This is a genomic window from Bradyrhizobium sp., from assembly GCF_047605465.1.
GTDB lineage: Bacteria > Pseudomonadota > Alphaproteobacteria > Rhizobiales > Xanthobacteraceae > Bradyrhizobium.
In genome coordinates, this window is sequence record NZ_JASGFS010000046.1 from 17,317 (window position 1) to 43,525 (window position 26,209).

A 26,209-nucleotide genomic window follows, 5' to 3' on the forward strand; every position below is an offset into this window, starting at 1 on the left:
GCCCCCGGAGCGCGGTGCCGATCAGGCCACCTTCGTCTTCATGTGCTTGAACATGTTGCTGCGGGCCTCGTCGTCCATCTCGGCCTTGAAGGTGAACTTGTCCTTCAGCGCGATCGCGCGCGCGGCCGCGGGGCGCGCCGAGATCTCATCGAGCAGCCGCTTGACGTTCGGATATCGGGCAAACGCGTCGTCGCCGAGCTTGAACGGCACCATCCGCGCCCAGCCCCACAGCGCCATGTCGACGATCGAATAGCTGTCGCCCGCCATGTAGCGGCGGCCGGCGAGGTGAGCGTCGACGATCTTGTAATGACGATCGGTTTCGTACTGGTAGCGATTGTGGGCGTAGTCGTGGTTCTGGTCCTTCGGCGCGAAATGCTTGAAGTGCACGGCCTGACCGGAGAACGGCCCGAGGCCGGTGGCAATGAACATCAGCCATGACAGCGTCTCGCCGCGGGCGCTGGCGGCGGGAAGAAACTTGCCGGTCTTCTCGGCGAGATAGAGCAGGATGGCGTTGCTGTCGAACACGATCGTGCCGCTGTCGTCGATCGCGGGCACCTTGCCGTTCGGATTGATCTTGAGGAACTCCGGCGCGAACTGCTCGCCCTTGCGGGTGTCGATGGCCACCGGCTCGAAGGGCAGGCCGGACTCCTCCAGGAACAGTGCGACCTTGGTCGGGTTCGGCGAACCGTTGAAATAGAATTTGAGCATCGTTCTCCCCAGTGCTGCATGTTTGAGGCGGATGCGGCAGGTGCGGTTCCTGCCGGCGGGTCTATCTGCGTCGGTTCCACCGCGTCCGCAAGCGAAGACTTCGTGACCGCGCCATGATGGAATCGGAATGATGAGCTCAAGCAAGAATTTACCGTGCGCCGGATCAACAGCAGGTGGTGTCTTGCCGGTGTTGCACCCGTTTCCTATTGGTCTTCTGTCTGGGAGACTGAATCATGTTCTCGTTCGCACGACTCCGATCCGGCTCGCTCGGCATGGCCGGCGTTGCCATGCTCGCAATCGTCTCGCCCGCGCTCGCGCAGCGCATGACGGAACCCAGCGGGCCGCCGCCTCCCACGGCCGAGCAGATCCTGCTGCAGCGCCTGCAGGTCGGAACGCCGCTCGAGCGCTACCGGGAAGCCCTGCGCAACGAGTTCGTCATGTCGGACGCCGACGCAGATGGCCAGATCACGCAGCGTGACATCGATCTGCACACGTTGATGGAGGGCGTCCAGGCCCGAAACCTCAGCATCAGCACGGTCCTGCGCTACGATCTGGACGGCGACGGGTTCGTCACCGAGGACGAGATCCGTCGCAGCATGACCTACGAACTGCGCAGCCAGATCGGGCTCGCGGCCTACAAGAAAGCGACCTCGCCGGTGCTCTCTCCCGCCGACATGGTGGCCAAGCAGATCGACACCATGGTGCGGACCGTCATGGCGCTCGACACCGACAAGGACGGCAAGGTCAGCATGGCCGAAGCCACCAAGTCCGGCGCACCGGGGCGGTTTCAGAACGGGCAGGCGACGCGCGCACGCCAGCTTCTGGTGATCGACGGTGCATCGAAGGGCGTGCTGACCCTGGCTGAATTCGAGGCCGCCGGCGAGGCGCTGTTCGCCAAGATCGACACTGACAAGGACGGCACGATCTCGCAGCAGGAGATGACGGCCTACCGGACCCGGGCCGAGCGTGCGGGGTGCGAGATGCCGGCCGCGTCCGAAAAAGCCAGGATCCTGCTTCTCAGCAGCTACCAGACCGAGGCGCTGTCGAGCGCGACCATCGGCTCGCAGGACGCCGTGGTGCACGCCGGGCGCATCAATGTCGAGCCGGGCGAGGAGCCGCTCTATGTGGTCATCGCGAGCTACAGCCCGACGATCTGGCAGTTCAGCGGCGCCGTGGAGCGGATCGAACGTGTCGTGGCGACGAGTTCGAGCAACGGCCGGAACGGCGGCAATGCGCAGCAGGCGCCGGTGGCCGGCGTCACCGGCGTGCCGCGTGATCGCGTCGTGTTTCCAGCCAGGTCGAACTGCCTCAGCTACTTCAGCGAGGCTCCGTCCAGCGGGTCGCTGCAGGCGGCCGGCACGGTTCGCCTCTCGGCGGGCAAGGCGCCGGACGTCGTCGCGACCAGATATTCGGTCGGTGCCTACAACATCCCGTCCGGCAGGATCGACTCCACGAAAGAGCCGACCCAGCGGATGCTGGTGATCCGCAAGGACGGTGGCACGCTCAACATCGTGGGCAACGGCAGCGGCGCGGTCGTCGAAGTCGGCCCGAGCCGCGCGCGGGACGACATGTACAATTACTGGCCGGGCGGCGTCGTCGAGATCGCCCCGGACAAGGTCGTCGCCAGCGCGCCGGTGAGCGCTTACGAGGTGCTGCCTGCGCAAGCCGGCCTCGCGCAGTTGCTGGCGTCAGGCGCCGCGACGCAGAACGGTGCCGGCGAATATGTCGTCCGCCGCAAGATCCGCTTTCCGCCGGGGCTCTACGGCGCTCATTCCGTCACCTTCCTGATCATGAAGGGAACGGACTATCCCGACGGCGATCCCGGGCATTCCTGCGTCGTGGTGGAAGACACCGGCGAGAGCAAAGGCGCCGTCTGCCGCACGCGCTGAGCCGTGCCGCCTGCGGCACGGGCAGCGAGGTCTCGGACCGTCGCCGCGGGGAAGGGCGGTCGGGCCGCCTGCGATACGATGATGCTGGTTCTATCGGCGGCCGCTTTCGGCCGCCGCCGTCACGGGCGCGCGACGCGCGGGCCCCCGGACATGGCGGAGCAGGACTACTCCGCCCCCATGCCAGCACGGATTTCAGCGCGCAGCTCGTCGATCAGCCTGAGGCCCTTCTTGGTCTCGACGTGCCAGAAGGTCCAGCCGTTGCAGGCTTGCGCGCCCTGCGCGACGGCGCCGATGCGGTGGATCGAGCCGACCTTGTCGCCGAGCATGATGGCGCCGTCGGCGCGCACCAGCGCCCCGAGCTTCTTCTTGGAATCGAACAGCTTCGTGCCCGGCATGATCATGCCGCGCTCGATCAGCTCGGAGAAGGCGACGCGGGGAGCTTCGCGCGCGGTCATGAACGGGGCGAGGCTCTCTTCCGGCAGCGGCTCGACCGCGGCGATGCGGGCTTCCGCCGCCTTGGCATAGGTCTTGTCGCGCTCGAAGCCGATATAGGACCGGCCGAGGCGCTTGGCGACCGCGCCCGTGGTGCCGGTGCCGTTGAACGGATCGATCACGAGATCGCCGGGCTTGGACGACGACAGCAGCACGCGCGCGAGCAGGCCTTCCGGCTTCTGCGTCGGGTGCACCTTCTTGCCGTCGGCGCCCTTGAGGCGCTCCTCGCCGGTGCAGAGCGGAATCAGCCAGTCCGAACGTGCCTGCACGTCCTCATTGGCCGCCTTCAGCGCTTCGTAGTTGAACGTGTAGCCCTTGGCCTTCTCGTCGCGCGCGGCCCAGATCATGGTCTCGTGCGCGTTGGTGAAGCGGCGGCCGCGGAAATTCGGCATCGGGTTGGACTTGCGCCAGACGATGTCGTTCAGGAGCCAGAAGCCGAGATCCTGCATGATCGCGCCGACGCGAAAGATGTTGTGATAGGAGCCGATCACCCAGATCGTCGCCGACGGCTTCATCGCGCGGCGGGCAGCAAGCAGCCAGGCGCGGGTGAAATCGTCGTAGGCTGCGAACGAATCGAACTTGTCCCAGTCGTCGTTGACGGCATCGACATGGGATTCGTCGGGGCGCTTCAGATCGCCCTTGAGCTGGAGATTGTACGGCGGATCGGCGAACACGAGGTCGACCGAACCTGCCTGAAGCTTCGACATCTCGGCGACGCAATCGCCGAGGATGATGCTGTGCGAAGCGGACTCAAAGTTTGTGCGGGGCGCCTTTGCAGACGCCCCGCGACGCGACACTACCATGACTCAAGAACTCTGACTCAGGCGACGCTGTCGGCGACGCGGGACCAAACAACCGACTGGCCGCTACCTTGACGGCGCAAAGTAAAAAACGACTTAACCCGCTGCTTTTGTGAGCAGCCATCGCATCGCGTCGCGCGAACGCTTCGATGCGCGCGTTTGCCGGGTTTTGCAGTGTATTTCGCAATCCTTCGCGCTGCGGGCATCGCGCGGGCTGCAAAATCGCCTCGGAAAAAATTGCTCGATCCTGGAAAAAATTGCAGGCGCCGGGACGCGGTCGCACTAGGCAATTTTTGCCGAGCGCGATATTGATTAACGCAATGGAAATTCTACATCGGTTGCGCGTTGCGTTTTCGCGCTCTTGCGTGCCCAGATGCTGCCATCAAGGACTGAGGGAAGCCCGCCATGCGTTACGATGATTTCCGCCGCAGCGACGACATCGAGGATCGTCGCGACGAAGGTGGTGGCGGCTTCGGCGGCGGTGGAGGCGGCGGCTTCGGTCTGCCGATGGGCGGCGGCGGGCTCGGCATCGGCACCGTCATCGTGCTCGGCCTGATCGGCTACGCCTTCGGCATCGATCCCCGCATCCTCATCGGCGGCGCCGAGATCCTCACCGGCGGCAACCAGGCGCCGACCTACCAGACCGACCGGTCGTCCACCTCGGCCAAGCGCGGCGCTCCGACCGACGAGATGGGGAGCATGATCGCCGGCATCCTCGGCGAGATCGACGATCGCTGGAGCGAGATCTTCCAGGCCAGCGGCCAGTCCTACACCGGTCCCAAGATCGTGCTGTTCCGCAACGCCACCAATGGCGGGCGCTGCGGCATGGCGCAGTCGGCGATGGGCCCGTTCTACTGCCCGCCGGACCGCACCATCTTCCTCGACACCGGTTTCTTCCGCGAGGTCGAGACGCGCTTTCGCGGCTGCTCGGGCAAATCGGCCTGTAACTTCACCACCGCCTACATCATCGCCCACGAGGCCGGCCATCACATCCAGAACCTCCTCGGCATCATTCCGCGCGTGACGCGGCTGCAGCAGCAGGCCGGCAGCAAGGCCGAGGCCAACGCGCTCCAGGTCAAGGTCGAGCTGCAGGCCGACTGCCTGTCCGGCGTCTGGGTCAATCGCGAGGCGAAGAAGCGTCCGAACTTCCTCGAACCGGGCGACATCGACGCCGCGCTCACCACGGCGAGCGCGATCGGCGACGATACGCTGCAGCGCCAGGCCACCGGACGCGTCGTGCCCGATTCCTTCACGCACGGCTCGGCGGCGCAACGCAAGCAGTGGTTCATGACCGGCTACCAGCAGGGCACGGTCCAGGCCTGCAACACGTTCGGCGCGGGCGCGTTGTAACGAAGACCTCGTGGCCCGGACGCGGCGGAGCATGCGATGCTGCGCCGTTGAGCCCGGGCCGCGACGCCGGCTTCGGGCAAACGGAGCGCGGCTCTGCGATGCGCCGCTCCGGGGCAGGGACACAAGAGGACGCGCAATGGCCTCCATCGACGAGTCGAAGCAATTCATCCCGCTCAACATCGCGGTGCTCACCGTCTCCGACACGCGCGTGCTCGCGGATGACAAATCCGGTCAGACTCTCGTCGATCGTCTCACCGCGGCCGGTCACCAGCTCGCCGCGCGCGACATCGTCACCGACGACGTCGAAGCGATCCGCGCGATCATCCGTCGCTGGATCGCCGACAGCGGTGTCGATGTCGTCATCACCACCGGCGGCACCGGCTTCACCGGGCGCGACGTCACGCCGGAGGCGGTCGAGCCGCTGTTCGAGAAGCGCATGGACGGCTTCTCCATCGCGTTTCACATGCTGAGCCACGCCAAGATCGGTGCCTCGACGATCCAGAGCCGCGCCACCGCGGGCGTGGCGGGCGCGACCTACATCTTCTGCTTGCCGGGGTCGCCCGGCGCCTGCCGCGACGGCTGGGACGGTATCCTCGCGGCCCAGCTCGATTACCGCACGCGCCCCTGCAATTTCGTCGAGATCATGCCGCGGCTCGATGAGCATCTGCGGCGGCCGAAGGCGCAGGGCGCGACGGTGTGATCGTGCGCTGAGGCACGGCGATCACGAGGCACGCTGTTCTCGGGCAAGGGGCGAGGGCGCGTTCATGCGCATGCCGAGCGCTGCGAGACGCTACAGCTCCCGCTCCCAGGTCTCCCCGACCAGGTTCTGGCCGAAGCTGCGATGCGGCTCGGTGGCGGTCAGCTGGAAGCCGGCGCCCTGATAGATGCCGCGCGCGGCGACGAGAATGCTCTGTGTCCACAGCGTCATCCGTCGATAGCCGCAGGCGCGCGCGAAGGAGATGCATTCGCCGACCAGGCGCTGGCCGAGGCCCTGACCACGCGCGGCGGGATCGAGTATCAGCAGGCGCAGCTTGGCGACGTCGTCGCTCGCCTTGACCAGAAACACCGAGCCGACCGGACGTCCCTCGATGTCGGCGATCCAGCAGCGCTCGCGCGAGGCGTCGTAGGAGGTCATGTATTTGGCGACGATCTCGGCGACCAGCGCCTCGAAGCCGGAGTCGAAGCCGTATTCGCCGGCATAGAGCGCGCCGTGGCTCTGCACCACCCAGCCCATGTCGCCGGGGCGGGGATCGCGCAGGATCGCGCGCGGAGCGGCCGCCCGGGGCATGCCGAGCAGTGCTTCGATCGTTTCCATCGCGCCGGTCAGCCGCCTGCGCTCCTCGACCGGCAGGGGCCGCAGCATCGCGGCGACATCGTCCCGGGTGACGCGTTCGAGCTTTGCGAACGCCTGCCGGCCCTTCTCGGTCAGGCTCAATTGGTATTGCCGGCGATCGCTCGCGAGCGGTTCGCGCACGATCAGGCCGCCCTCGTCGAAATTCTGCACGATGCGGCTGAGATAGCCGGGATCGAGCCCGAGCGCGTTGCCGATCGCCTTGGCCGGCTGTTCGCCGCCATGCGCGAGTTCGTAGAGCACGCGCGCCTCGCTCAGCGAGAACGGGCTCTTCAGGAGCTGCTGGTCGAGCACGCCGAGCTTGTGCGTGTAGAAGCGGTTGAAGGCGCGAACCGCCTGGATCTGGTCGTCGGCGACGTCGTCGGTCGGATGGGGAAGGCTTGATGGCATGGCGGGACCTCGATAATTGCCATTGTCAAATAATTATTTGACTTTGGCAAGTAATCGCGATGTCACCCCACCATGACGATCCGGCTGTGCAGCATCGTGCGGGACGACCGGCCCAGCCGCCGCAACAGGCGCGCCTCGGAACGGCGGGCCTGGGGCGGATATCCGCCGATCCGGTCGTAATGATCCCGCGCGATCAGGAGGCCCTGATCCGGCTGCGGGCCCAGGAGCTTGCGCGCCACGGCGCGGAACACGTCCCGAAAGCTGGTATCGGCGTAGGGGGAGCGTGCATAGCTGAACACGGCGGCACGGTCGCGGCCGCTGGCCGAAACGGCCTGGATGAATTGGCTGGTCTCGTTGATCCAGCCGGTCTCCAGCACGGCTCCCGCGGGCAGGAACAGCAGCCATTGCGAACGGGCCTGCAGCGCGCCGGCGGCCAGTGCGGCGCCTTGCGTCGACCCCTCGTAGCCGATGAAGCGACAGCCCGCGACGTCGGCGACACGCTCGATGACACCGTTGCGGGTCCCGTCCACCAGGAGAACCTCCCGGATGATGCCGGCAGCGGCGCCCGGCACCAGCGCAGCCAGCGTTGCGACCGCTGTTTGCTCGACGCCGTCGGTCGGGATGATGACGCTCAGCATGATAGGAACTTCAAAATATCTGCGCTTCTTCGGAAGCGTAGTAGCTCTGATGCCGTCATAAACATGCAGCGGTGCCGAGCGCAACTTTTTGCCGGCACGTCACCCTTCGATGGTAAACTGAGGGGGCTCGCAGCATCCAGATCAGGTCCAGGGTGACAATCTGTCGCATGTGGCGGCAGGAGGCGCCTCCCACGCGGCATTGGAGCCCGACGCCGGTCTCGCATGGCCATGCGGGAAAAACATGCAATCTCCGCGGTGATGAGCAGGGTATTCGAATGAACGCCGATCAACTCGCTCTCGGCACGATGGCAGTTTCGCCGAAGCAGGACGCCCCGCCGACCTTGCGGATCCGTGCGGTGATGCTCGGCGACCGCATCAATCCGTCCGGGCTGGAGATCGGGACGGTGGTGTCCTCGACGCCCGCCGCCTTTCGCGTCCACGCCGGCCTCACGGTGATCTTCCGCTACGGTGTCGTGGTGTTGATCGGCCTGCTCCCGTCCGAGGAGAAGGTGCTCATCGACAGCCTGAAGTCGCGCGTGATCGGCGAACTCAGCCCCCATGAGGAGGAGACCGCGCACGCGCAGCTCTGCAAGGACGAGAGCGCCGAGGTGATCCAGCCGGGCGGTCCGATCTGCCTTTCCAAGTTCTCCGATGACCGGCTGCTGCTGATCGCGGACGCGCTTGCCAAGAGCACTTCGCTGGCGCGCGACGAACGGCGTGTCGCCGCGGTGTTCGACGTCATCGAGCCTTTCGCGCGCGAGCTTGCCGAGCGCGGCAGCACGCCGCGGCGGCGCAAGGACATCCTGCGGCTCATCGGCAACGCGCTCCTCGTCCAGCAGCGGGTCGCCGGGCGCGTCGCGGTCGCGGAAAAGCCCGACGTGCTCTGGGAGAAGCCGGAGCTCGACCGGCTCTATGCGCGGCTCGAGGACGAGTACGAGCTGAAGGAGCGTCTCGACACGCTGGAGCGGAAGCTCAAGGCGGTGTCGGAGACGGCGAACGCTTTGACCGACATCATCGATACCCAGCGTTCACTCCGCCTCGAGATCGCGGTGGTGGTGCTGATCGTGATCGAGGTCGTGATCGGCTGCGTCCAGATCTTGTCGGGCACGCACTGAGCTCCTGGCGATCTCATCTGTTCGCCGCGCAAGGCGTGTCCGATCCGATGGTTCGAGACGCGCCGCCAAGCGGCGCCCTATGCGATTGGCTCTCTCGCCCGCAGCATCTCCGCGCAATGCCGTGCGATCGTCAGTTCCTCGTTGGTCGGGATGACGAAAGCGGCGACGGCACTGTCGGCGTCGTCGATGCGCGTGCGGGCTTCGCCATTCGCAGCTGAATCGATACGCAGTCCGAGCCAGGCGAGACGCTCGCCGATCGCGCTGCGGATCTCGCCGGCGTGCTCGCCGATGCCGCCGGTGAAGACGAGGCCATCCAGCCCGCCCAGCGTGGTCGCCATCATCGCGATCTGCTGCGCCGCGCGGAAGCTGAAGAGATCGATCGCGTCCCGCGCCGCGGCCTCGCCGCTCGCGAGCAGCGCGCGCATGTCGGAGGAGATGCCGGAAACTCCGAGCAGGCCGGACTCGTGATAGAGCAGACGCTGGACATCATCGACCGGCATCTTCTCGTGCTGTTGCAGATAGAGCAGGACGCCGGGATCGATCGTGCCGCAGCGGGTGCCCATCACCAGCCCGTCGAGCGGGGTCAGGCCCATCGTGGTGTCGATGCTGCGTCCGTCGCGCAGCGCGCACAGGCTCGCGCCGTTGCCGAGATGCGCGATGACGGTGCGCCTCGCGACGAACTCCGGCGCGATTTCGGCGAGACGCCCCGCAACGTATTCGAACGAGAGCCCGTGGAATCCGTAGCGCCGGATGCCGCGCTCTTCATATCGTCGCGGAATCGCGAAGCGGCTCGCAGGCGGTGCGAAGCCGTGATGGAAGGCCGTGTCGAAGCACGCGATCTGCGTCAGCGTCGGCTGCATCGCCTTGATGATGCGGAACGGCGCGAGGCAGCGCGGCTGGTGCAGCGGCGCCAGCGGTGTCAGGTCCTCCAGCCTTGCCTCGACGGCCTCGGTCAGTTCGACCGGGCCGGAATAGTCGGGGCCGCCATGGACCACGCGATGGCCGACGGCGCGCAGGCGATGTTCGCGGAAATGATCCGCGATGAAGGCCAGCACGTCGGCGAACAGGTGGCGGCTGTCCTGGTCCGATCCCGTCCTCTGCTTCTCGAACAACGTCGCGCCCGACGGGCTCCTGGCCACGAGGCGCGGCTGCGCCTCGTGCTCGTCGAGCAGGCCCTTGCAGAGCAGGACGGGGTCGGCTGCCGCGATGTCGAACAAGCCGAACTTGATGCTCGACGATCCCGAGTTGAGAACGAGAACCGCCTCTGGCGCCGGCATGACGTCACTCCGTCTTGCCCGGCCAGACCCAGTCGCGCACGACCGGCATGTCCTCGCCATGCTCGCGCACGTAGCGCGAATGCTCGATCAGCGCGTCGCGGAATTGCTGTTTGACGTGCGCGGCCCTGGCTGCAAGCCCGGGTACGCGCTCGATCGCCTCGATCGCGAGGTGATAGCGGTCGAGTTCGTTGAGCACGACCATGTCGAACGGCGTCGTCGTGGTGCCTTCCTCGGCGAAGCCGCGCACATGCATGCCGGCATGGTTGGTGCGGTTGTAGGTCAGCCGATGGATCAGATAGGGATAGCCGTGATAGGCGAAGATCACGGGCTTGTCGCGCGTGAAGAGGCTATCGAAGTCGCGATCGGACAGGCCATGCGGATGCTGCTCCTTCGGCTGCAGCGTCATCAGGTCGACGACGTTGACGACGCGGATCTTCAGGTCCGGCAGCGCCTTGTGCAAGAGATCGACGGCCGCGAGCGTTTCCAGCGTCGGCACGTCGCCGGCGCAAGCCATCACGACGTCGGGCTCGCCGCCGGAATCCTCACTGCCGGCCCATGTCCAGATGCCGATGCCGGCATCGCAATGTGTGGCGGCCTGCTGCATCGACAGCCATTGCGGCGACGGCTGCTTGCCGGCGACGATCACGTTGATGCGGTCGTAGGTGCGCAGACAATGGTCGGCGATCCACAAAAGGGTGTTGGCGTCGGGCGGGAAATAGATACGGACGATGTCGGCCTTCTTGTTGGCGACGAGATCGACGAAGCCGGGATCCTGATGACTGAAGCCGTTGTGATCCTGCCGCCAGACATGTGAGGTCAGGAGATAGTTCAGCGAGGCGATCGGGCGCCGCCATGGCAGATGCCGCGTGACCTTCAGCCATTTGGCGTGCTGGTTGAACATGGAATCCACGATGTGGATGAAGGCCTCGTAGCACGAGAAGAAGCCGTGGCGACCCGTGAGCAGATAGCCTTCGAGCCAGCCCTGGCAGAGATGCTCGCTCAGGACCTCCATCACGCGCCCGTCCTGCGCGAGGTGCACGTCGTAGGATTCGATCGGCTCCATCCAGACGCGTTCGGTGGCCTCGAACACCGCATCCAACCGGTTGGACGCGGTCTCGTCCGGACCCATGATGCGGAAATTGCGCTCCTGCGCGTTGAGGCGGATGACGTCGCGCAGGAACTTGCCGAGCTCGCGCGTTGCTTCTCCGGTGACGCCGCCGGGCCGCGGCACGTCCACTGCGAAGCTGCGGAAGTCCGGCAGCTTCAGCTCCTTCTTCAACAGTCCGCCATTGGCGTGCGGGTTGGCGCCCATGCGGCGATCGCCTGCCGGCGCCAGCGCCTGCAGTTCGGGAATGAGCGCGCCGCCGGCGTCGAACAGCTTGTCCGGCTCGTAGCTGCGCATCCAGTCTTCCAGTATTTTCAGATGCGCCGGATTTTCGCGGCAGTTCGCGACCGGAACCTGGTGGGCGCGCCAGAAGCCCTCGACCTTGAGGCCGTCGACCTCCTTCGGACCGGTCCAGCCCTTGGGGCTGCGCAGCACGATCATCGGCCAGCGCGGCCGCTCGACGGTCTTGCGGCCGTCGCGGGCGTGCTGCTGGATCGAGCGGATGCTGGCGAGCGCGACGTCGAGCGCGTCCGCCATGGTCCGGTGCATCAGCTTGGGATCGTCGCCCTCGACGAACAGCGGCTCGTAGCCGAGCCCGCGGAAGAGGTCGCGGATTTCCGCGTCGCGCATCCGCCCGAGCACGGTCGGGTTCGCGATCTTGTAGCCGTTGAGATGCAGGACCGGCAGCACCGCGCCGTCATGGGCGGGGTTCAGGAACTTGTTCGAATGCCAGGAGGCCGCGAGCGGGCCGGTCTCGGCCTCGCCGTCGCCGACGACGCAGGCGACGATCAAATCGGGATTATCGAGGGCGGCGCCATAGGCATGCACGAGCGCGTAGCCGAGTTCGCCGCCCTCATGGATCGAGCCTGGCGTCTCCGGCGCGGCGTGGCTCGGGATGCCGCCGGGAAAGGAGAATTGCCTGAAGAGCTTTCGCAATCCGTCGGTGTCGCGCCCGATATTCGGATAGATCTCGCTGTAGCTGCCTTCGAGATAGGTGTTGGCCACCATGCCCGGGCCGCCATGGCCGGGACCGCAGACATAGATCACGTCGAGGTCGAGCGCGCGGATGGCGCGGTTGAGATGGGCATAGATGAAGTTCAGTCCCGGCGTCGTGCCCCAATGGCCGAGCAGGCGCGGCTTGATGTGCTCGGGGCGCAGGGGTTCTCGCAGCAGCGGATTGTCTAGCAGATAGATCTGTCCGACGGAGAGGTAGTTCGCGGCGCGCCAGTAACGGTCGAGGAGATCGAGCTCGCTGCTCGCGGCGGCTGATTGCTGTTGATTTGTCATGTTGTTGCTGACCTTCACCGAACGATCGTCATCAACCCTGTTCCAGGGTGTTCGATCCCTGCGCCATCAAACGGGAGCGTCGTGACGGCCGTGTTGCGTGAGGTCAAAAGCGGGCGCGCGAAGTTTGGGCAGCTCTACTGTGCATGGGGTTGTTTTGTGGATTTTTGTTCTCGTTCTTGATTTGTTCCGTTGGCGTGCTATCTTGGCTTCATGAGTCGAGCATCCTCTCATGCCCTCAGGCACCCGCCGGTCACGGCGCCCTCCGAGCCGGCGGGTGCGGCTTCCGATTTTCCCGAGCTCGGCGTCGCGATCGACCGCGAGCGCAGGCGAGGGCGGGGCGCACAATCCAATGCCAGCGGCCGCTACGAGGCCGAGGCCCGCGTTGCCTTCGACGACGGCTGGCAGAGCCTGGAAGAGCTGCCGCCGTTCAAGACCACGGTTGCGGTCGACACCTCGCGCAAGGTGATCACCCGCAACGACTCGCCCGATATCGGCTTCGACCGTTCGATCAATCCCTATCGTGGCTGCGAGCACGGTTGCGTCTATTGCTTCGCACGGCCCACCCACGCCTATCTCGGCCTGTCGCCGGGACTCGACTTCGAGTCGAAGCTGTTCGTGAAGCCGGAGGCTCCGGCCTTGCTGGAGAAGGAGCTTGCGGCGGCAGGCTACGAGCCGCGGATGATCGCGATCGGCACCAACACCGATCCGTATCAGCCGATCGAGCGCGAGCGAAAGATCATGCGCGGCATTCTCGAGGTGCTGGAACGGGCGGGCCATCCCGTCGGCATCGTCACCAAATCCGCGCTGGTCGCGCGCGACATCGACATCCTGGCGCGGATGGCGAAGCGCAACCTCGCCAAGGTCGCGATATCCGTCACCTCGCTCGATCCGAAGCTCGCGCGCAGCATGGAGCCGCGCGCATCGACGCCGCCGAAGCGGCTGGAGGCGCTGAAGCAGCTCTCGGATGCCGGCATTCCGACCACCGTGATGGTCGCGCCGGTGATCCCCGCGCTGAACGATTCCGAGATCGAGCGCATCCTCGATGCCGCGGCCCATGCCGGCGTCAAGGAAGCCTCCTACGTGCTGCTGCGGTTGCCGCTGGAGGTGCGCGATCTCTTCCGCGAATGGCTGATGGCGAATTATCCGGACCGCTACCGCCACGTCTTCACGCTGATCCGCGACATGCGCGGCGGGCGCGACTACGACGCCAAATGGGGCGAGCGGATGAAGGGCACGGGTCCGATGGCCTGGACCATCGGCCGGCGCTTCGAGATCGCCTGCGACAGGCTCGGGCTCAACAAGCGGCGGGCCAAGCTGACGACGGATCATTTCGCCAGGCCGAAGCGGAACGGCGATCAGCTCAGCCTGTTCTGAGGGAAGATCCAGCGAGGCGTATCATGAGTGAGGAATTGCCGCCGGTGCCGCGGCTCACCGTCATCACGCTGGGCGTCGGCGACATCCGCGCCAGCATCGCTTTCTACGCGGCGCTCGGCTTTGCGCGGAGATTGAAGGCAACCGGCGAGGCTGTTGCGTTTTTCGAGACCGGTGGTGCTGTCCTCGCGCTGTATCCTTGGGATCAACTCGCGGCCGATGCCTCGCTGCCGGTCACACCGAGGTCTTCGGGTTTCCGCGGCGTGACGCTGGCGTGGAACTGCCGGACGCGCGAGGAGGTCGACGCCGTGCTGGCCTTCGCGGTCGGCAAGGGCGCCGTCCTGTTGAAGGCGGCCCACGACACCGATTATGGCGGCTACTCCGGCTATTTCTCCGACCCCGACGGCCATCCCTGGGAGGTCGTGGTCGCGCCCGGCATCGATGTCGGCGACGACCGCCGGGTGCATCTGGCCGAGTAAGGTCGGCTTGAAGAACGGGAATTGGCCGGGGTTCCCGGTTGCGCCGGCCGGGCCGCTTGCGCACGATCCCGGCCATGATTCGGGACAAGTCTGCCAGCAAGCCGGCCGGGAAGGCGCCCAGGACGGCGGCTTCCAAAAAGGCGGCCAAGCCGTCGGCCGGCAAGGCTGGCGCGAAGAAGGGAGCTATCATCGTGGCTCCGAGCTTTCGCCGTGAGCGGGCGCTGATCAAGCGCGGCGTCTGGCCGATCGCGGGTTGCGACGAGGCCGGCCGCGGGCCGCTGGCCGGTCCGGTGGTCGCCGCCGCCGTAATCCTCGATCCCGACCGCATTCCGCGCGGCATCGACGATTCCAAGCGCCTCTCGGCGGACGAGCGCGAAAAGCTGTTCGACAAGATCTGCGCGACCGCGCAGGTCTCGGTCGCCGTCGCCTCGCGTTCCCGGATTGATCGCGACAATATCCTGCGCGCTTCGCTGTGGGCGCTGAAGCGCGCCGTGGTGGCGCTTCCCGAGGCGCCCCGGCACGTCTTCGTCGACGGTCGCGACAAGCTCGATACCGCCTGCGACTGCGAGGCCGTGATCGGCGGCGACGGCCTGGTGCTTTCGATCGCGGCGGCCTCGATCGTCGCCAAGGTGACGCGCGACCGCCTGATGTGCGCATTGGCGCAGGACTGCCCGGGCTACGGCTTCGAGCAGCACAAGGGTTACGGCGTTCCGGAACATCTCGACGCGCTGAACCGCCTCGGTCCCACCGTTCATCACCGCAGCTTCTTCGCCCCCGTTGCCGCCGCCCGCGCCAAGCACATGCCCTGGACGGTCGAGCCGGTGCAGGACCTGTTTGCCGTGACAGAGGTCGAGCTGCAGGTGGAGACGAGCGTCGAGATCGACGCATCGGCGAATCTCTAACTCGTTCGTCTTGTAGCGTTCCCGCGATCCGCCAAGGCCGGCCTGATCCGGCCGTCCAAGCCTGGCCTGCAAACCAAATCACGTGGATGCCCGGGACAAGCCCGGTCATGATGCCCTGTCGCGGTTGCCACGACGCGCGGCGCCCTTTATCAAAACAGAGGTAAGCGAACAGGGCCGGCTGACGGGTTGGCTGCATCTTTCGGACGTTGCATGCGGTTTACCTCCCTGGTCATCGAGCTCATTCGCGCCCGGCCGCGGCTGATCGTGTGGATCGCCGTGCTGCTGCAGGCCGCGATGTGGCTGTTCGTCGCGCTGGTGTTCTACCGCAGCCCGCCCGGCAACCTCGCAACGCTGCTCGCCTTCGGCCGCGAGTATCAAGTCGGGACCGATCTTGGCCCGCCGTTGCCGATCTGGCTCGCCGACATCGCCTACCGCGCCGCGGGCGGCCACATGTTCGGCGTCTACGTCCTCGCCCAGCTGTGCGAGATCGCGACCTTCATCGCGCTCTATCACCTGTCCCGCGCCGTGGTCGGTTCCCAGCAGGCGGTGCTCGCCGTGCTGCTCACCATGACGGTGCTGACGTTCTCCTCGCCCGCGCTCGAATTCGGCCCGCTGGTGCTGGCGCGGCCGCTGTGGGCGCTGCTGCTGCTGCATTCCTGGCAGATCATCGGCCAGCGCCGCGGCAATGCCTGGTTCGCTTGGTCGATCGAGGCCGGCCTCTTGCTGCTCACCACGCCCGCGGCGATCTTTCTGCTGTTGCTGATCGTCGTCTTTGCGGTTGCGACCGCGCGCGGCCGCAGCACATTGCGCGCGCTCGATCCGTTGTTCGCGCTGATCGTCGTCGCGGTGCTGGCGCTGCCCTATGCCGTCTGGCTGATGCGCGCCGACACGTTGGTGCTGCCGGCACTGCCGCAGCTTTCGGAGCTGAACGCCCGCGCGATGCATGCGGCGTGGCTGCTCGGCGGCCTCGTGCTCGGCGCCGCCGCGATCCCTGCGCTGACGGTTCTCAACAACGGCCTGCTGGCCGGCAAGACCGAGGAGGCGCCGATCATCTACCGGCCGCCGGTCGAGCCGCTCGGCCGCAACTTCGTCTATTTCTTCGCGCTCGCGCCGGCGCTCGGTGCGGTGCTGATCTCCGGCCTGTTCGGGTTCGACGGCGTCGTCGGCGGCGCCGGGGTCGTGCTGGTGATGTCGGGGCTCGCGGTGGTCGTCGCGGCCGGCGATCTGATTGCGATGCGGCGCGCGCGGATGCTGCGCACGGTCTGGGCCGCCGCCATCGTCGCTCCCGCCGCCGGCGTCGTCCTGGCGAGCCTGTTCCTGCCATGGACCGGCACCAGCGAGATCCCGACCGCGATGCCGGCGCGCGCGATCTCTGACTTCTTCGACGACAGTTTCGTCCGGCGCACCAATCATCCCCTGCGCGCGGTCGCCGGCGAGACGCAGCTCGCGAGCCTGATCGCGCTGCATTCGGGCCGTCCGCACCTGCTCATTGATGCCGAGCCTTCGCGGACGCCGTGGATGACGCCGGCGCGGTTCAGCGAGATCGGCGGCGTCGTGGTGTGGCGCGCGTCCGACACCGCCGGCACCCCGCCGCCGGAGATTCTGGCGCGGTTTCCCGGCATCGTGCCGGAAGTGCCGCGTGCCTTCGAATGGCTCGTGACCGGGCGCCAGCAATTGCTGCGCATCGGCTGGGCCATCGTCCGTCCGAAGGGGGCGTAGGCCGGTATCATTCCGGGGCACGGCAACGCCGCGAGCCCGGAAGCCATTCATCCACCAATTCTGCCACACGATGGATTCCGGGATCTCGCTTCGGCAGTCCCGGAATGACGGCGCGCTTGCGGCTATGCCGGCAATCCGGCCAACGCCTTCGCGATCGATCGCAGATCCTGCCAGGCCAGCCGCTTGTAGGATGGCGATCGCAGCAGATAGGCCGGGTGGAAGGTCGGCAGTGCGCGAATGGTGCGCGCGCCCGTCTCGTAGTCGAACCAGCGTCCGCGCGTGCGCATGATGCCCTCGCGCGTCGACAGCAGGGTTTGCGTCGAGGGATTGCCGAGCGTCACCAGCACGTCGGGGTTCACCAGCTCGATCTGACGCTGGATGAAGGGCAGGCAGATCTGTGTTTCCTGCGGCGTCGGCGTGCGGTTACCGGGCGGCCGCCACGGAATGACGTTGGCGATGTAGGCGGTGGTGCGGTCGAGACCTATCGCGCCGATCATGCGGTCGAGCAGCTTTCCGGAGCGTCCGACAAAGGGAAGCCCCTCGATGTCCTCGTCGCGGCCGGGCGCCTCGCCGACGAACATGATGCGCGCCTGCGGGTTGCCGTCAGCGAACACCAGCCGCGTCGCGGTGTGCTTCAGCGCGCAGCCGTCGAACCCCTGCATCAGTTCGCGGAGCGCCTCGAGCGTCGGCGCGGTGCGCGCGGCCTCGCGCGCCGAGGCGATGGCGATGTCGGGGGCAGGCGCGGCCTCGCCGCGCATCACCGCAGGCGCCGCGACGGGGCGCGGCATTTCGGCCGGCGGTGCTGCACGCGGGGCCGGAGGCGGCGCGTCCGCCTCGGCCAGCCGGTCGATCGGTTCCTCCGTGAGCGCGCAATCGACACCGGCCTCCAGATAGAAGGCCAGCAGCTCGCGGACGGTTGGGACGGGTTCAGGGATCATGCGATAGTCTGACTATTAGTTCAGTTTAGGCCGCCTTGCATCCCAGCGGAACGCATTTCCGTGGTTGTCCTACCCGGAAAAATCGGAAACAAGGGGGCGCAAATGACAAGGAACCGTCTCAAGGGCTGAGATCAGATGAGCACCGAAGAACTTCCCCCGCGCGAATCCATGGAATTCGACGTCGTCATCGTCGGCGCCGGCCCCTCGGGCCTGTCGGCCGCGATCCGGCTGAAGCAGATCAACGCCGATCTCAACGTCGTCGTCGTGGAGAAAGGCTCCGAGGTCGGCGCGCATATCCTCTCCGGTGCCGTGATCGATCCGGCCGGGCTCGACAAGCTGATTCCCGATTGGCGCGAGGACTCCGACTGCCCGCTGAAGACGCAGGTGAAGGACGACCGATTCTACTGGATGACCGCTGGCGGCGCGATCAAGCTGCCGAACTTCGTCATGCCGCCGCTGATGAACAATCACCACTGCTATATCGGCTCGCTCGGCAACGTCTGCCGCTGGCTGGCGCGCAAGGCCGAAGCGCTCGGCGTCGAGATCTATCCGGGCTTCGCCGCTGCCGAAGTGCTCTACGACGAGCAGGGCCATGTGAAGGGCATCGCGACTGGCGACATGGGCATCGGCCGTGACGGCAAGCCGAAGGACTCCTTCACCCGCGGCATGGAATTGCTCGGCAAGTACACGTTGTTCGCGGAAGGCGCACGCGGCAGCCTGACCAAGCAGCTGATCGCGAAGTTCGCGCTGGACTCCAAGAGCGAGCCGGGGAAATTCGGCATCGGCCTGAAGGAAGTCTGGCAGATCGACCCCGCCAAGCACCAGAAGGGCATGATCCAGCATTCGTTCGGCTGGCCGCTCGACCTGAAGACCGGCGGCGGCTCGTTCCTCTATCACTACGACGACAACCTTGTTGCCGTCGGCTTCGTCGTGCATCTCAACTACGACGATCCGTACCTGTCGCCGTTCGACGAGTTCCAGCGCTTCAAGACCCATCCGTCGATCCGCGCCACGTTCGAGGGCGCCAAGCGGCTCGCTTACGGCGCGCGCGCCATCACCGAGGGCGGCTATCAGTCGGTGCCGCGGCTCAGCTTCCCCGGCGGCGCGCTGATCGGCTGCGCGGCTGGCTTCGTCAACGTGCCGCGCATCAAGGGCGTGCACAATGCGATGGGCACCGGCATGCTCGCTGCCGAGCATGTCGCGGCCGCGCTTGCCGCCGATCGCGCCAATGACGAGGTCGTGGAATACGAGAACGCCTGGCGTTCTTCGTCCGTCGGCAAGGACCTGTTCCTGGTCCGCAACGTCAAGCCGCTGTGGTCGAAGTTCGGCACCGTGCTCGGCGTCGCGCTCGGCGGCTTCGACATGTGGTGCAACACGCTGTTCGGCGGCTCGCTGTTCGGCACCCAGTCGCACGCCAAGCCCGACCGCTCGACGCTCGATCCGGCCAAGCAGCACGCGCCGAAGAACTATCCGAAGCCGGACGGCAAGATCTCGTTCGACAAGCTGTCGTCGGTGTTCATGTCCAACACCAATCACGAGGAGGATCAGCCGATCCATCTCAGGGTGGCCGACATGAACCTGCAGAAGATGTCCGAGCACGACGTCTTCGCAGGACCCTCGAATCGCTATTGTCCGGCCGGCGTCTACGAGTGGGTCGAGGAGGGCGCGAGCCCGCGCTACCAGATCAACGCGCAGAATTGCGTCCACTGCAAAACCTGCGACGTGAAGGACCCCAACGGCAACATCACCTGGGTTCCTCCGGAGGGCGGTGGCGGCCCGAACTACGAGGCGATGTAAGAACGTCCCGACGCGCGCGGGCCAGGTCACAAAAGGTGATCTGGCGCACGTTCGCGTGAGAACCGGGCTGCGGCCACCCGCCGCGGCCACGATAAGGCCATAGTGGCGGCGTCTTGGGGCGCTCTTGGCCGGTTTGGGGCGTGCGGAGGGGATCGCCCGGTCCGAATCCTTGCGGCGAAGCGCCAAAAGCGGCATTGTCCGACCCGACGGTTCCGGGTCCCGATGCTACCGGCCGCGTTCGCGTGCGAGACGGCCTTCTGCTGCAAACCCAGGCACTACCAACTCAAGGCGAGCCCTGATGTTCTCAAATCGTTTCAACCGCTGGACTGTTGCCGCCATCGCCCTCATGGGCTCGTCGATCGCGACGGTCCCCGGCGTGGTTCTGGCGCAGACGCCGGACCATCCGTCCGATACGGCGGCGCAGTTTCCGACCCGAAACGATCTGAAGTCGCTCACCACGTCCGGTAGCTACCTTGCCGCCCGCCATGCCAGCGTCGAGCGCGACGCTGCCTCGGCCGCCGCCTTCTACCGCTCGGCCCTGCGCACCGACCCCAAGAACAACGAGCTGCTCGATCGCGCTTTCATCTCCTCCGTCGCCGACGGTGACATCGACGAGGCGGTCAAGCTCGCCGAGCGCATCCTCGCCGTCGACAAATCCAATCGCGTCGCGCGCCTGGTGGTCGGCGTGCACGATCTGAAGCTCAAGAAGTACGCGACCGCGCAGACCAACATCAATCAGTCGATCCGCGGTCCGATCACCGATCTCGTCGCGACGCTGCTGTCGGGATGGGCCGCCTACGGCGCCGGCGATGCCAAGGGGGCCGTCGCCTCCATCGACAAGCTGGCAGGCCCCGAATGGTATCCGCTGTTCAAGGATCTCCACACCGGCATGATCCTCGAACTCGCCGGCAAGGAGAAGGACGCCGGCACCCGGTTCGAACGCGCCTACAAGCTCGACGATTCCATGCTGCGCGTCTCCGAGGCCTATGCGCGCTGGCTGTCGCGCAACAAGGATGCGGCCGCCGCGACCGCGATCTACGAGGCCTTCGACAAGAAGCTGCCGCGCCACCCCCTGATCCAGGAAGGGCTGCGCGACACCAAGGCCGGCAAGAAGATGCCGCCGCTGGTCGATTCCGCGCAGGCCGGCGCGGCCGAAGCGCTCTACGGCATCGGCGCCACGCTGACGCGCCGCGGTGGCGAGGATCTCGCGCTGGTCTATCTGCAGCTCTCGCTCTATCTCCAGCCGACCCATCCGCTGGCTCTGCTCTCGCTCGCCGACCTCTATGAATCCGTGAAGCGGCCGCAAATGGCCATCAAGGTCTATGAGCGTGTCCCGGCGTCCTCGCCGCTGAAGCGCAACGCGCAGATCCAGCTCGCCGTCGATCTGGATTCCGCCGACCGCACCGACGAGTCGATCAAGATCCTCAAGAGCGTGGTGAGCGAGGATCCGAAGGATCTCGAAGCCATCATGGCGCTCGGCAACATCGAGCGCGGCCGCAAGAAGTTCAGCGATTGCGGCGCGACCTATTCGCGAGGCATCGACGCGCTGCCGGCCGGCAACGACAAGGCCAACAGCGTCTGGTACTACTACCGCGGCATCTGCGAGGAGCGCTCCAAGGAGTGGAGCAAGGCGGAAGCCGACATGAAGAAGGCGCTGGAGCTCCAGCCCGACCAGCCCCACGTGCTGAACTATCTCGGCTATTCCTGGATCGACCAGGGCATCAATCTCGACGAAGGCATGAAGATGATCAAGCGGGCGGTCGAGCAGCGCCCGGATGACGGCTACATCGTCGACTCCCTCGGCTGGGCCTATTACCGCATCGGCAATTACGAGGAAGCGGTGAAGAACCTCGAGCGCGCGATCGACCTCAAGCCCGAGGATCCCACCATCAACGACCATCTGGGCGATGCCTATTGGCGCGTCGGCCGCACGCTGGAGGCCAAGTTCCAGTGGTCGCATGCGCGCGATCTCAAGCCCGAGCCGGATGACCTGCCGAAGATCGAGGCCAAGATCGCCAACGGCCTCACCGACGACAATTCGAACTCTTCGGCGGCGCAGGCCGAGAAGAAGAAGGACGACGGCAAGGGCGGTTGAGGGTGCGTTTGGGGGTTGCTCGCCAATGCCGGCGTTGATTGAAGAAGGACGGGCGAAGGTCAATCTGAGCCTTCGCGTGGTCGGCCGTCGCGCCGACGGCTACCATGATCTCGAAAGCGTCGTCGCGTTCGCCGACTGCGCCGACCGGCTCACGCTGGAGCCGGGCGGCGAACTCCGGCTCGTCACGACCGGGCCGCTGGCCGCGGCTTGCGGGGATGCCGCCGACAACCTCGTCTTCAAGGCGGCCAGGCTGCTGGCAGAAACGGTACCGAATCTGAAGCTGGGTGCGTTCGCGCTCGACAAGGTGCTTCCCGTTGCCGCCGGCATCGGCGGTGGCTCGGCGGACGCCGCGGCGGCGTTGCGGCTGCTGGCGCGCCTCAACGATCTTCCGCTCGACGACCCGCGCCTGCAGCAGGTCGCGCTCGCGACCGGTGCCGACGTGCCGGTGTGTCTGCTCTCGCGCGCCTGCGACATGACGGGGGTCGGCGAGCAATTGCTGCCGCTCAAGCTGCCGAGCATGCCTTGCGTCATGGTCAATCCGCGCGTGCCGGTGGCGACCAAGGACGTGTTCCAGGCGCTCGGCCTGCGCAACGGCGAACTGCTGGTCGGCGCCACGGACGTCCTCGAAGCTCCGGCGTGGCCGGAGGAGGGCGCCTCCATCACCGATTGGGTCGATGTCCTCGAGACCGTCGCCAACGACCTCGAAGCGCCTGCGCTGCGGATCGAGCCGGTGATCGGCGACGTGCTGGGAGCCCTGCGGAAATCCGGCGGCGTCAAGCTCGCCCGCATGTCCGGCTCGGGCGCGACGTGTTTTGCGATCTATGGCGCGCCGGCCGAGGCCCATGCGGCGGCCGAAGCGATCCGGCGCGATCACCCCGGCTGGTGGGTGCATGCGGGCACGTTGAGCTAGACTATCTCCCGACGAGGATACGCGCGGCCGATGACGCTGCGCTTCATCGGCGCTCCGTCAGGTCATTTCGCCAGAGCGAGATACCCGCTGATGGTCAGGATCGACGTGATCGTCGATGCGAGGATCACGTTCGACGTCATCACCGCCTCGCGCTTGTAGAACTCCGCCAGCATGAACGGACCCGTGCCGGTCGGCAGCGCGGCCAGCAGCACCGCGACATGCGTGAGCAGCGGCGACAGGCCGAACACCGCGGTCGCCATCACCCAGGTGACGGCGGGTTGAAGCACGAGCTTGAAACCGACGAGCAGCGCCGCGGAGCCGACATTCGTTTCCGCGCTGTCACGCTTTGTCGCGAGGAAAAGTCCGAGCGCGACGAGCGCGCAGGGCGAGGCGGCGCCGCCCAGGAGTTTCAGGAAGCTTTCGACGGGGGCTGGAACGCCGAGGCCGGCGATCGGCACGATCGCGGCCAGAACGGGCGCGACGAGCAGCGGATTGCGCAGCAGCGAGCCGCCGACCTTGGCGACGAGATGCCGGCGCCGCTTCTCGGTTTGAAGCCCCGTTTCGATCAGCACGATGGCAATCGCAAACAGCACGCAGACCGTGATGATGGTCGCGATCAGTGTCGGCGCGAGCGCCTCGCGGCCGAGCGCGGCGAGCGCGAGCGGGAAGCCGACGAAGCCGGTGTTGGCATAGCCCGCGTTCAGGGCGTCGATCGCGGCGTCGGCGAGATGCCGCGGGCGGCGCAGGCGGACGGCGATGGTCAGGCAGAACACCAGCGCCGCACCGATGCCGAACGCGGCGATGAAACGGGGCTGCCAGACGTCGGCCCATTGCGCGTGCGCGACGATGTCGAACAGAAGCGCCGGAAGCGCGAGATACACGACGAAACGGTTGAGTTCGGTCGTGGCGTGGGGGCCTAGGACGCCGATCCGGCGGGCCAGCCAGCCGGCGAAGATGAGGGCGAAAATGGGCAGGACGGCCGCAAGGGTGGAAAGCATCGGAAACCTGACTTTGAATTGCAACTCAGGCCTATCCAGCCGGATTGATATCATCCAATACTGATTGCTGCGCTGCTTCATGCCTTTTCGGTATCAAAATGATCGACATCAGACAGATGCGCTATTTCGTGGCGGTGGCTGAGACCCTTCATTTCGGCCGTGCGGCCGAGCGCCTCCATATCAGCCAGCCACCCCTGAGCCGGCAGGTCGCGGCCCTGGAGAAGGAACTCGGCGTCCGCCTGTTCGACCGGCAATCGCGGCGAGCGACGCTGACCCCCGCCGGCCGGCGGTTCCTGGAGGATTCGCGGGCGGTGCTGATCAGCTTCGACCAGGCCTGCCAGAATGCGCGGATGGCCGAGCGCGGCGAACTGGGCGAACTCTCGGTCGGCTTCATGATGCATGCGGCCTACACCATCCTGCCGGGCCTGACGCGGCGTTACATGGCGAGCCACCCCGCCGTGCGCGTCGAACTCCGCGAGGTGATCCCGGGCATCCTTGCCGACGCCGTGCTGACCGGACGTTTCGACGCGGCGATCCTGTTCGATCCCGGCCCCGTACGCGGCCTGGCGACGCAGGTGATCTACCGCGAGCCGCTCAGCCTCGCGGTGCACGCCAGCCACCCGTTGGCGGAGCATGGGGTGATCTCGCCCGAGCAACTCAATGGCGAAGCCTTCATCGCTGCGCCGGTCGAGGTCGCGCCGCGATTGCGGCAGTCGATCGCGGGGTATTGCCGTTCCGGCGGCTTCGAACCGACATTCAGGCTCGAGGTCGAGCTTCAGCAGACGATCGTCAGCCTGGTCGCGGAAAATCTCGGCATCGCCCTGGTGCCGCAGTCGATGGCGAAGCTCGGCATCGCGAACCTGGTGTTTCGCGATCTCGAACATGCGCCGATCATCGAGCACGTGGTCGCCTGGCGGCCCGGCAATCTCAATCCGGCGCTGTCGCCGTTTCTCGCCGAGGCCCGCAGCGACATCGTCGCCGCCGCCACGGACTAATCGTCTGCCAGTCCGAGAAAGCGCCGGATCGCGTCCAGCACCTCTTGCGGCTTGTCATGCTGCAGCCAGTGACCGGCGCCGGCGACGGTCTCGACGCGGGCCTGCTGAAAATAGCGCTCCAGGCCTGCCGCCTTGCCGCCCGCGAGGAAGCTCTCGCCCGCATTCAGCAGCAATGTCGGGCAGGTGATGCGCGACCACAGCGCGACGTGATCGTCGGACCAGAGCCGGTGCGGCGCATTGGTGCGCTGATAGGGATCGAATTTCCAGCTATAGGTGCCGTCCTCGTTCCGCCGCGTGCCGTGCGTTGCAAGATGCAGCGCGAGGTCGCGGGACAGCCGCTTGTTGTGAAGCACCATCTGCGCCGCCGCGTCCTCGATCGTGCGATAGCGGCGTGGTGTGCGGTCGTGCAGCCTGTCGAGCTGACCGATCCATTTGGTGATGCGTTCATGTGTCGGCGGCCTGGGCGCGTCCGGCAGCACCGTCACACCGTCGAGGACGACCAGCCGCGACACCTGCTCGGGGAATGCTCCCGAAAAGATCAGGCTCACCATCCCGCCCATCGAATGGCCGATGAGGGTGATCTCGCGCGCGGCGATCATGCGCACGAGTTGCGCCAGATCGTACACATACTCCGTCAGAGCGTAGCTGCCGCCCCTGGTCCAGTCGGAATCGCCATGTCCGCGCAAATCGGGCGCGAGCACGTGAAAATGCGGCTGCAACGACCGTGCGATGACGTCCCAGCTTCGGCAATGATCGCGGCCGCCATGGACCAGGATCAGGGCAGGCGCCCCCTCGTTGCCCCAGTCGGCATAGTGCAGCCGCAGCCCGTGAGACTCGAAGGTGCGGCTTTGCGGGGTGAGCATGGTGCTGCGATCCGCTTACCCGTTCACCGGCCGCCGCGCCAATGCAAGCGATAGGCCGAGGCCCGCGATGAAGACGCCGGAGCCTTGCGTGAGGCGCCGCATCAGATGCGGCTGGCCGATCAGCTGCGCGCGGGTCGCGGACGCCATCAGCACCACGGCGACGTCGGCGAGCGTATTCAGGATCACCGAGACCGTGCCAAGCACGATGAACTGCAGGATCGGGCGCGATGCGGCCGGGTCGAGAAACTGCGGAATGAAGGCCAGGAAGAACGCGGCGGTCTTGGGATTGAGCGCTTCGACCAGCACGCCGTCGCGGAACGCGCGCCGTCCGCCGACCGTATTGCTCTCGATCGCATGCATACGACCGGCGCTGCGGAAGGTGCGGATGCCGAGCCAGACGAGATACAGCGCGCCGACGAACTTGACCGCGGCGAAGAGTTCGGCGCTGGCCAGGATGATCGCCGACATGCCGAGGCTACCGGCGACGACATGGACGAGGCCGCCGAGCGCGGTGCCGGCGGTCGATGCGAAACCGCTTCGACGCCCGTCCGACAGCGTTCGTGCCGCGACATAGAAAATGCCCGGGCCGGGAATGGCGGCGATGAGGACGGCGGCGGCCAGGAACAGCCAGAAATTCGTTTCGCTGATCACGCGCGTCGATCCGTCCTTGCCGTGTTGGGTTCACGCCCCGCGTGCTGCGCCCGGAGCGACGCAGCGGACGACGCGGCGTTCAGGGTCTC

The 26,209-nt window shown here is 66.5% G+C and carries 22 protein-coding genes; 12 read left to right on the plus strand and 10 right to left on the minus strand.

From position 1 onward, the window contains the following. Positions 1 to 21 precede the first annotated feature (21 nt). Positions 22 to 708: a glutathione S-transferase family protein gene (locus QM712_RS26280; protein ID WP_415026063.1), complete on the minus strand. Its 687-nt coding sequence runs from the start codon at positions 706 to 708 to the stop codon at positions 22 to 24. Positions 709 to 941: 233 nt separating this feature from the next. Here QM712_RS26280 and QM712_RS26285 point away from each other — a divergent pair, with 233 nt between their 5' ends. After that, positions 942 to 2,597: an EF-hand domain-containing protein gene (locus tag QM712_RS26285; RefSeq protein ID WP_415026064.1), complete on the plus strand. Its 1,656-nt coding sequence runs from the start codon at positions 942 to 944 to the stop codon at positions 2,595 to 2,597. A gap of 164 nt (positions 2,598 to 2,761) precedes the next feature. Here the strand turns inward: QM712_RS26285 and QM712_RS26290 are convergent, their stop codons facing one another. Beyond that, on the minus strand, positions 2,762 to 3,892 hold the full coding sequence (locus QM712_RS26290; protein ID WP_415026065.1) for a site-specific DNA-methyltransferase: 1,131 nt from the start codon (positions 3,890 to 3,892) through the stop codon (positions 2,762 to 2,764). 402 nt (positions 3,893 to 4,294) lie between these two features. On the opposite strand from QM712_RS26290, the gene QM712_RS26295 reads away from it, so the two are divergent. Then, positions 4,295 to 5,239: a neutral zinc metallopeptidase gene (locus QM712_RS26295; protein ID WP_415026066.1), complete on the plus strand. Its 945-nt coding sequence runs from the start codon at positions 4,295 to 4,297 to the stop codon at positions 5,237 to 5,239. A gap of 136 nt (positions 5,240 to 5,375) precedes the next feature. After that, a complete protein-coding gene (gene moaB, locus QM712_RS26300) occupies positions 5,376 to 5,939 on the plus strand; it encodes a molybdenum cofactor biosynthesis protein B (protein ID WP_415026067.1) in 564 nt (187 codons plus the stop codon). A gap of 90 nt (positions 5,940 to 6,029) precedes the next feature. Here moaB and QM712_RS26305 read toward each other — a convergent pair whose 3' ends face one another. Beyond that, positions 6,030 to 6,980, minus strand: coding sequence for a bifunctional helix-turn-helix transcriptional regulator/GNAT family N-acetyltransferase (locus tag QM712_RS26305; RefSeq protein WP_415026068.1), 951 nt, complete (start codon positions 6,978 to 6,980; stop codon positions 6,030 to 6,032). A gap of 62 nt (positions 6,981 to 7,042) precedes the next feature. Continuing rightward, positions 7,043 to 7,618 carry a glycosyl transferase gene (locus QM712_RS26310; protein WP_415026069.1) on the minus strand — a complete coding sequence of 192 codons (576 nt, stop codon included), beginning with the start codon at positions 7,616 to 7,618 and terminating at the stop codon, positions 7,043 to 7,045. 275 nt (positions 7,619 to 7,893) lie between these two features. On the opposite strand from QM712_RS26310, the gene QM712_RS26315 reads away from it, so the two are divergent. Then, the gene (locus tag QM712_RS26315; protein ID WP_415026070.1) at positions 7,894 to 8,733 is read left to right on the plus strand and encodes an RMD1 family protein; all 840 of its coding nucleotides are present in this window, start codon (positions 7,894 to 7,896) and stop codon (positions 8,731 to 8,733) included. A gap of 77 nt (positions 8,734 to 8,810) precedes the next feature. Here QM712_RS26315 and QM712_RS26320 read toward each other — a convergent pair whose 3' ends face one another. Together QM712_RS26320 and QM712_RS26325 are read right to left on the minus strand one after the other, a co-directional pair. Then, positions 8,811 to 10,010, minus strand: coding sequence for an acetate/propionate family kinase (locus tag QM712_RS26320; protein ID WP_415026071.1), 1,200 nt, complete (start codon positions 10,008 to 10,010; stop codon positions 8,811 to 8,813). Between the two features lie 4 nt (positions 10,011 to 10,014). Next, positions 10,015 to 12,402, minus strand: a complete 2,388-nt coding sequence (locus tag QM712_RS26325) for a phosphoketolase (protein ID WP_415026072.1) — start codon at positions 12,400 to 12,402, stop codon at positions 10,015 to 10,017. Positions 12,403 to 12,612: 210 nt separating this feature from the next. Here QM712_RS26325 and QM712_RS26330 point away from each other — a divergent pair, with 210 nt between their 5' ends. The 4 genes from QM712_RS26330 to QM712_RS26345 all read left to right on the plus strand — a co-directional run bounded on the left by QM712_RS26330 (position 12,613) and on the right by QM712_RS26345 (position 16,873). Continuing rightward, positions 12,613 to 13,776, plus strand: a complete 1,164-nt coding sequence (locus tag QM712_RS26330; protein WP_415026073.1) for a PA0069 family radical SAM protein — start codon at positions 12,613 to 12,615, stop codon at positions 13,774 to 13,776. A 23-nt stretch (positions 13,777 to 13,799) separates the two neighbouring features. Continuing rightward, positions 13,800 to 14,252 (plus strand): VOC family protein, encoded by a 453-nt coding sequence (locus tag QM712_RS26335; RefSeq protein ID WP_415026074.1) that lies wholly within the window; start codon positions 13,800 to 13,802, stop codon positions 14,250 to 14,252. Between the two features lie 74 nt (positions 14,253 to 14,326). After that, entirely contained in the window at positions 14,327 to 15,154 is an 828-nt protein-coding gene (locus tag QM712_RS26340) for a ribonuclease HII (protein ID WP_415026075.1), read from the plus strand. 210 nt (positions 15,155 to 15,364) lie between these two features. Beyond that, the gene (locus tag QM712_RS26345) at positions 15,365 to 16,873 is read left to right on the plus strand and encodes a glycosyltransferase family 39 protein (protein ID WP_415026076.1); all 1,509 of its coding nucleotides are present in this window, start codon (positions 15,365 to 15,367) and stop codon (positions 16,871 to 16,873) included. 122 nt (positions 16,874 to 16,995) lie between these two features. Here the strand turns inward: QM712_RS26345 and QM712_RS26350 are convergent, their stop codons facing one another. Next, positions 16,996 to 17,811 (minus strand): uracil-DNA glycosylase, encoded by an 816-nt coding sequence (locus QM712_RS26350; RefSeq protein WP_415026077.1) that lies wholly within the window; start codon positions 17,809 to 17,811, stop codon positions 16,996 to 16,998. 135 nt (positions 17,812 to 17,946) lie between these two features. Here QM712_RS26350 and QM712_RS26355 point away from each other — a divergent pair, with 135 nt between their 5' ends. The 3 genes from QM712_RS26355 (at position 17,947) to QM712_RS26365 (ending at position 22,613) form a co-directional block, all read left to right on the plus strand. Then, on the plus strand, positions 17,947 to 19,608 hold the full coding sequence (locus QM712_RS26355; RefSeq protein ID WP_415026078.1) for an electron transfer flavoprotein-ubiquinone oxidoreductase: 1,662 nt from the start codon (positions 17,947 to 17,949) through the stop codon (positions 19,606 to 19,608). A gap of 298 nt (positions 19,609 to 19,906) precedes the next feature. Continuing rightward, a complete protein-coding gene (locus QM712_RS26360) occupies positions 19,907 to 21,703 on the plus strand; it encodes a tetratricopeptide repeat protein (RefSeq protein WP_415026079.1) in 1,797 nt (598 codons plus the stop codon). A gap of 25 nt (positions 21,704 to 21,728) precedes the next feature. After that, positions 21,729 to 22,613: a 4-(cytidine 5'-diphospho)-2-C-methyl-D-erythritol kinase gene (locus tag QM712_RS26365; RefSeq protein ID WP_415026080.1), complete on the plus strand. Its 885-nt coding sequence runs from the start codon at positions 21,729 to 21,731 to the stop codon at positions 22,611 to 22,613. Positions 22,614 to 22,675: 62 nt separating this feature from the next. Here QM712_RS26365 and QM712_RS26370 read toward each other — a convergent pair whose 3' ends face one another. Continuing rightward, positions 22,676 to 23,611, minus strand: a complete 936-nt coding sequence (locus QM712_RS26370) for an AEC family transporter (protein WP_415026081.1) — start codon at positions 23,609 to 23,611, stop codon at positions 22,676 to 22,678. A 98-nt stretch (positions 23,612 to 23,709) separates the two neighbouring features. Between QM712_RS26370 and QM712_RS26375 the strand changes: the two genes are divergently transcribed. Beyond that, positions 23,710 to 24,606 carry a LysR family transcriptional regulator gene (locus QM712_RS26375; protein ID WP_415026082.1) on the plus strand — a complete coding sequence of 299 codons (897 nt, stop codon included), beginning with the start codon at positions 23,710 to 23,712 and terminating at the stop codon, positions 24,604 to 24,606. On the opposite strand, the gene QM712_RS26380 is transcribed toward QM712_RS26375, so the two are convergent. Together QM712_RS26380 and QM712_RS26385 are read right to left on the minus strand one after the other, a co-directional pair. After that, entirely contained in the window at positions 24,603 to 25,469 is an 867-nt protein-coding gene (locus tag QM712_RS26380; RefSeq protein ID WP_415026083.1) for an alpha/beta fold hydrolase, read from the minus strand. The two genes, QM712_RS26375 and QM712_RS26380, sit on opposite strands and share 4 nt — an antisense overlap. Before the next feature lie 15 nt (positions 25,470 to 25,484). Next, positions 25,485 to 26,117 (minus strand): LysE family translocator, encoded by a 633-nt coding sequence (locus tag QM712_RS26385; RefSeq protein ID WP_415026093.1) that lies wholly within the window; start codon positions 26,115 to 26,117, stop codon positions 25,485 to 25,487. Positions 26,118 to 26,209: the final 92 nt, after the last annotated feature.